The sequence below is a fragment of the Pelagibius sp. genome (assembly GCF_028289705.1).
Classification (GTDB): Bacteria; Pseudomonadota; Alphaproteobacteria; order Kiloniellales; family Kiloniellaceae; genus Pelagibius.
The window spans coordinates 1-5421 of the sequence record NZ_JANQOI010000154.1 but is presented as its reverse complement, the minus strand read 5'-3'; the positions used below and the strand labels follow the sequence as shown (position 1 = coordinate 5421).

Genomic DNA, 5421 nt, shown 5'->3' with positions numbered 1-5421 from the left:
CCAGGAGTCCGCTGCGCCGATGATTGTAGAAGGCGTGCACCTTGTCGGGGTCGCGGGCGAAGGCCTCCGGCGTCGCCACGTCCTCAATGCGCACCCGGGCCCAGATGCCGTCGGGGTCGCGAAAGGTGTCGAGGCCGGATTCCTTGGAGATGCCCGCGCCGGTCAGGACGACGATCCGCCCCTCAGCCATCACCGCCAACCCCGCTGCCCAGCGCGAGGGCCGCCCGCTTGCGGGGGCGCGGCCCCGATGATAGAGGAAGAACCGCTGCCCGATATCTGATCGTGCCACTCATGCATGCCGATAAAAGCTTGGCCGACAAAAGCCTGAAAGTCCTCATCGTTTGTACGGGGAACATCTGCCGCTCGCCGACGGCCGAAGCGCTGCTGCGCCACCACCTGAGTTTGGCCGGATTGGACCGGCAGGTCGAGGTGGATTCGGCGGGGACCGACGGCTATCACGTCGGCGAAGCGCCCTCTGGCGAAGCCGTCACCTGTGCGGCGGCGCGCGGTTACGACCTCAGCGGTCTGCGCGCACGCCAACTCGCCTCAAAGGACTTCGACGACTTCGACCTGATCCTGGCGATGGACCGGCATCACCTGCGCCAGCTCGAACACCGCCGCCCCAAGGGTGCGGCCTGCAGACTGGCGCTCTTTCTCTCCGTTCTGCCGGAGGCCGGAGAGGTTCAGGACCCCTACTACGGCGGCCGGGCCGATTACGAGCACATGCTGGAGGTGGTCGAGGGCGCGGTGCCGGCCTGGATCGAGGCGTTCAAACGCGACTGCCTGCCGAGCGATGACCGGCGGTCCTGACCTTTCCGATCCGGCGGTCGAGGCCGCTCTTCCGGAACACCGGATTGCCGCTGTCCTCGGGCGCCGCCCGACGGGCATGACACGGCTCCTCGGCGGCTGTGTCGCCGAGGTCTATCGGGTCGAGTTGGCGGGGGAAGCACCCCTGGTCGTTAAGCTGGCGGCGAGCGGCGGGCTCGCCGTCGAAGGCTTCATGCTCGATTACCTGGCCAGCGAGACAAACCTGCCGGTGCCGCGGACACGGCACGTTTCAGAAACGCTGCTGCTGATGGACTTCGTGGACAACGACGGCGCTGCGGGCGATCCCGGCGGTCGCCAATCTGCAGAGCTGCAGGCGGCCGAGCAGCTTGCCGCGCTGCACGCCGTCACCGCAGAGGCCTATGGCTTCGAACGGGACACGGTGATCGGTGCCCTGCCGCAGCCGAACCCCTGGACCTCCTCCTGGTGCGACTTTTTCCGGGAGCAGCGCCTGCTGGTGATGGGCCGCATCGCCCGGGAGTCCGGCCGGCTGCCGGCCGAAACCCACCGCGCGCTGGAAGCCTTCTGTGGCCGGCTGGAGCGCTTCATCGACCCGCCGCCGCGCCCCGGCCTGGTCCACGGCGACGTCTGGACCGGCAACATCCTCTTCGACAGCGGACGTGTCGCGGCCTATATCGACCCGGCGCTCTACTTCGCCGATCCGGAGGTGGAGATCGCCTACATCGAGCTGCTTTCCACCTTCGGCCCCGCCTTCCACCGCCGCTATGAGGAATTGCGGCCGCAGCGCCCCGGCTACCGCGAGGCGCGGCGCGACATCTACAATCTCTTCCCGCTGCTCGTACACACGCAGATCTGTGGACCCCCCTATGCGCAAATGGTGCGGGACATCCTCGACCGCTACGATTAGATGGATGCATGAGCCAGGAGGCCGCACAACCTGCCGGCGGTGAGCGCATCGGCTTCGGCATCGCCTGCGCCCTGATCGGCCTGTTCGGCATGGCGGTGATGGACGCCTGCGCCAAGTTTCTCGGCGCCGGCTATGCCATCAGCCAGATCATCCTGGCGCGCAACGGCTTCGGCCTGGTCACCATCCTGGTCTTCGTGCTCTTCGCCGGCGGCGGCTGGGCCAGCCTGCGCCCGAAGCGCCCGCTCATGCTGCTGGCCCGCGCCTGCGCCAATCTCTGCGCAGCCTTCCTGTTCTTCACCGGCCTGCGCTATCTGCCGCTGGCCGATGCCTTCGCCATCGCCTTTGCCGCGCCGCTGTTCATCACCGCGCTTTCGGTACCGTTTCTGGGCGAATACGTGGGGATCAGGCGTTGGGCGGCGGTGATCTTCGGCTTCATCGGCGTACTCGTCGTCGTGCAGCCCGGCACCTCGACGTTCCGGGTCGAGGCCTTGCTGCCTCTCGGTGCGGCCTTCAGCTATGCCATCGCCATGCTGATCGGCCGCAAGCAGACCAGCTATCTTTCCACCTCGGCCATTCTCTTCTGGCCCAGCCTGATCATCGTGGCGGTGACAGCGGCCATGATGCCGGCCCAGTGGCAGACCCCGAGCCTGCCGGACCTCGGCATCTTCGTCTTCATGGGCGTGGTCGGCACCTCCGGCATGATGCTGATCACCCAGGGCTACCGCTTCGCCCCGGCGTCGGTGATCGCACCCTTCGACTACTCGGTCCTGCTCTGGGGGGTCATCTTCGGCTGGGTGATCTGGCAGGACGTGCCGGGGCCCAATGTCTGGCTCGGCTCGGCCATTTTGATCGCCAGCGGCCTCTACATCCTGCACCGCGAGACCCGCAAGCCCAAGCCGGTGCAGCCGGTCGGCGGGCCCCTCGGCCCCACCTCATAGGGTCTTTGTTCGACGAAGATCGAAGCTACTTTATAGCCTGGCGCGCAGCGCGGCGCCGAGACGGGCGGCCTGGGCGCCGATGACCGGCTCCGGCACGGCGGCATAGCCGAGCAGCAGGCCGGAGCGGCGCGGCGTTCCGAGGAAGTAGTCCGCCAGGGGCGCGACGGTGATGTCCGCCGCCGCCGCGATCTCAGCCGCCTCCCGGTCACCGAGCCGCTCGGCCAGTGCCGGCTTCAGCCAGGCCATCAGGTGCAGACCGGCATCGTCGGGGGCGACGGTCACAAGGTCCGCCAGGTGTTCGCCCGCCGCCGCAACCAGGGCCGCCTGGCGCGCGGCATAGAGGCGGCGCATGCGCCGCACATGGGTGGCGAAGTGGCCCTCGTCGATGAAGCTGGCCAGCACCGGTTGGACCAGCGCCGAAGGCAGCGCACCCAGCGCCGCCTGGCCGGCGGTGAAGGCGTCGATCAAAGGCTCCGGCGCCACCAGGTATCCGATCCGGATCGACGGAAAGAGCACCTTGGAGAAGGTGCCGAGATAGATCACCCGGCCCGCCTCGCCACGACCCACCTCGCCACGGCCCGCCGCCAGGCCCTGCAGCGAGGCCAGGGGCCGGCCGGCATAGCGGTATTCGCTGTCGTAGTCGTCCTCCAGCACCCAGGCCCCAGCCTCCCGCGCCCATTCCAGGAGCTCCAGGCGCCGGGCAAGGGAGAGCGCCGTGCCCAGCGGATAGTGGTGGGACGGGGTCACCACCACCGCACGGGCGTTGGGGGCCAGGCGGCGGCCCTCAGCAACCGAGATGCCCTCTGCGTCGAGAGGCACCGGGACGAGCCGCGCCCCGGCGGCCAGCAGAGGCCCGCGCAGGCCAGCGTAGCCCGGCTCCTCGATCCAGACGGGATCGCCCGGCTCCAGCAGGATCTGGGTGGCCAGCCCGATGGCCGCCTGGGCGCCGGTGGTGATGATCACCTGCTGCCAGCGGCAGCGCAGGCCGCGGTAGCTGTTGAGATAGTCGGCGATGGCCTCACGCAGCGGCTGGTGCCCCGCCGGGCTGCCAAGCTCCAGCAGCGCGGCTTCGGGACGCCGCCAGGCCCGGGCGTAAAGCCGCCCCCAGACGTCGAAGGGGAAGTTCTCGGTATCCGGAACGCCCGGCGCAAAGGCGCGGTGCGTCCTGACGTTGCGGCTGCGCAGGCCGGCGATGGCCCGGCCACGAGCCGCCAGGCGCGGCGCATGGACGGGCGCCTTGGCCCGGGTCTCCTGCGCCGCCGCCGGCGCCGCGCCCAGAAGCTCCTCCGGCAGGACCCGGCAGACGAAAGTGCCGGAACCGGCGTGTCCCTCCAGATAGCCCTCGCTGATCAACTGATCGAAGGCGGTGACCACGGTGTTGCGCGAGCAGCCCAGCTCCCGGGCCAGGGTGCGGCTGGACGGCAGCCGCGCCCCCGGCGGCAGGCCGCCGGAGAGAATGACCTCGCGCACCTGTTCGTAGAGCTGCTGCTGCAGGGCCACGGCCGAGCCCCGGTCCAGCGCCAGGGCCAGCAGCGGTGTCCGGCGGCTGACCCTCTGCACGCTGTCCGGCACGTCCAATCCTTCCCAGAAGTGGCCCCAAAGAATACCAGGAAGCGGCCCTTTTGGGAAAACCACGTTGCCCTTAGCCTGCGCCACCGAAACAAGCCACCAACCGCGACGGCGCACCATGCAGCAGAGACTCGACGACTTCACACCCACCGGGCGGACCAAGGTCAAGCGCGCGCCGGACCGCGGCCACTACGACCGCGAGACGGTCTACGAGATCCTCGATGCCGGGCTGATGTGCCATGTCGGCTATGTCATCGACGGGCATCCCTATGTCACCCCCACCGCCTATTGGCGGATGGGGAATCGGGTCTACTGGCACGGCTCCTCGGCCAGCAAGATGCTGCGCCATCTGAAGACCGGGCCGCGGGTCTGTTTCACTGTGGCACTGATGGACGGGCTGGTGCTCGCCCGCTCGGCCTTCCACACCTCGGTCAACTACCGCTCTGTGATGGCCTTCGGCACCGCCGAGCCGGTCGCCGAGGAAGCGGAGAAGCTGGCGCGCCTGGAAGCCATGATGGAGCGCATCGTTCCCGGCCGTTGGCCCGATCTTCGCCCGGTGACCAAACAGGAACTGAAGGCGACGACAGTGGTCTCCCTGAAGCTGGAGGAGGTTGCCGCGAAGGTGCGCCGCGGCCCGCCCATCGACGATGCCGAGGACATGGATCTGGATGTCTGGGCGGGTGTGGTGCCGCTCGGCTATGCCTTCGCCGGGCCGGAGGACGATCCGCAGCTCAAGACCGGCGTGACAAAGCCCGAAAACCTCTCGAAGATCCGCATCGGATAGGGCCGGCCGGCAACGGCGGGTTAGCGAAGCGCGGCTTTGCCTTCGCCAAACCGCTCACCGAATAGCAACCCTGCCGAATCCGCAGTGGTGGGCGCCGCCGCGGCGGGCTATCAGCACAACATGTCCAGCCAGCCCGCAACCGCCGGCAGCATCCGGGGCCTTGCCGCCATAGCGGCCGCCGGCCTCTTCGTGGTGCTCTGGGGCACCGGCTTCATCGGCGCCAAGCTGGGGCTGCCCCATGCCGAGCCGCTGACCTTCCTGGCGATCCGCTTTGCCATTGCCGCCGGCCTGCTGGCACTGCTGGCCCTGGCCACCGCCGCGCCCTGGCCGCGCGGCTGGCGCAGCATCGCCCATCTCTGCATCGCCGGGCTGCTGCCCCACGCCGTCTATCTGGGCGGAGTCTTCGCCAGCATCGGTGTCGGCGTGGAGGCCGGCGT

At 69.1% G+C, this 5421-nt stretch carries 7 protein-coding genes; 5 read left to right on the top strand and 2 right to left on the bottom strand.

Translation table 11 applies throughout. The features are described from left to right. Window positions 1-190 (bottom strand): Sir2 family NAD-dependent protein deacetylase (locus tag Q0996_RS19185; RefSeq protein WP_299623489.1); only part of this gene is annotated, 190 nt, incomplete at its 3' end. A 119-nt stretch (window positions 191-309) separates the two neighbouring features. Here Q0996_RS19185 and Q0996_RS19180 point away from each other — a divergent pair. The 3 genes from Q0996_RS19180 (at window position 310) to Q0996_RS19170 (ending at window position 2631) form a co-directional block, all read left to right on the top strand. Next, window positions 310-810: a low molecular weight protein-tyrosine-phosphatase gene (locus Q0996_RS19180; RefSeq protein WP_299623487.1), complete on the top strand. Its 501-nt coding sequence runs from the start codon at window positions 310-312 to the stop codon at window positions 808-810. 76 nt (window positions 811-886) lie between these two features. After that, window positions 887-1693 carry a fructosamine kinase family protein gene (locus tag Q0996_RS19175; RefSeq protein WP_299623484.1) on the top strand — a complete coding sequence of 269 codons (807 nt, stop codon included), beginning with the start codon at window positions 887-889 and terminating at the stop codon, window positions 1691-1693. Window positions 1694-1701: 8 nt separating this feature from the next. Further along, entirely contained in the window at window positions 1702-2631 is a 930-nt protein-coding gene (locus Q0996_RS19170; protein WP_299623481.1) for a DMT family transporter, read from the top strand. A 30-nt stretch (window positions 2632-2661) separates the two neighbouring features. Here the strand turns inward: Q0996_RS19170 and Q0996_RS19165 are convergent, their stop codons facing one another. Then, window positions 2662-4203 carry a PLP-dependent aminotransferase family protein gene (locus tag Q0996_RS19165; RefSeq protein ID WP_299623479.1) on the bottom strand — a complete coding sequence of 514 codons (1542 nt, stop codon included), beginning with the start codon at window positions 4201-4203 and terminating at the stop codon, window positions 2662-2664. Between the two features lie 115 nt (window positions 4204-4318). Here Q0996_RS19165 and Q0996_RS19160 point away from each other — a divergent pair, with 115 nt between their 5' ends. Then, on the top strand, window positions 4319-4984 hold the full coding sequence (locus Q0996_RS19160; protein WP_299623476.1) for a pyridoxamine 5'-phosphate oxidase family protein: 666 nt from the start codon (window positions 4319-4321) through the stop codon (window positions 4982-4984). 84 nt (window positions 4985-5068) lie between these two features. Then, window positions 5069-5421, top strand: a 353-nt coding sequence (locus tag Q0996_RS19155) for an EamA family transporter (RefSeq protein WP_367575673.1), incomplete at its 3' end; no start/stop codon positions are given.

Excerpts from the sequence above, each read along its gene's own strand:
- Q0996_RS19160 (WP_299623476.1), top strand. The coding sequence starts at position 4,319 with ATGCAGCAGAGACTCGACGACTTCACACCCACCGGGCGGACCAAGGTC.
- Q0996_RS19170 (WP_299623481.1), top strand. The coding sequence starts at position 1,702 with ATGAGCCAGGAGGCCGCACAACCTGCCGGCGGTGAGCGCATCGGCTTC.
- Q0996_RS19175 (WP_299623484.1), top strand. The coding sequence starts at position 887 with ATGACACGGCTCCTCGGCGGCTGTGTCGCCGAGGTCTATCGGGTCGAG.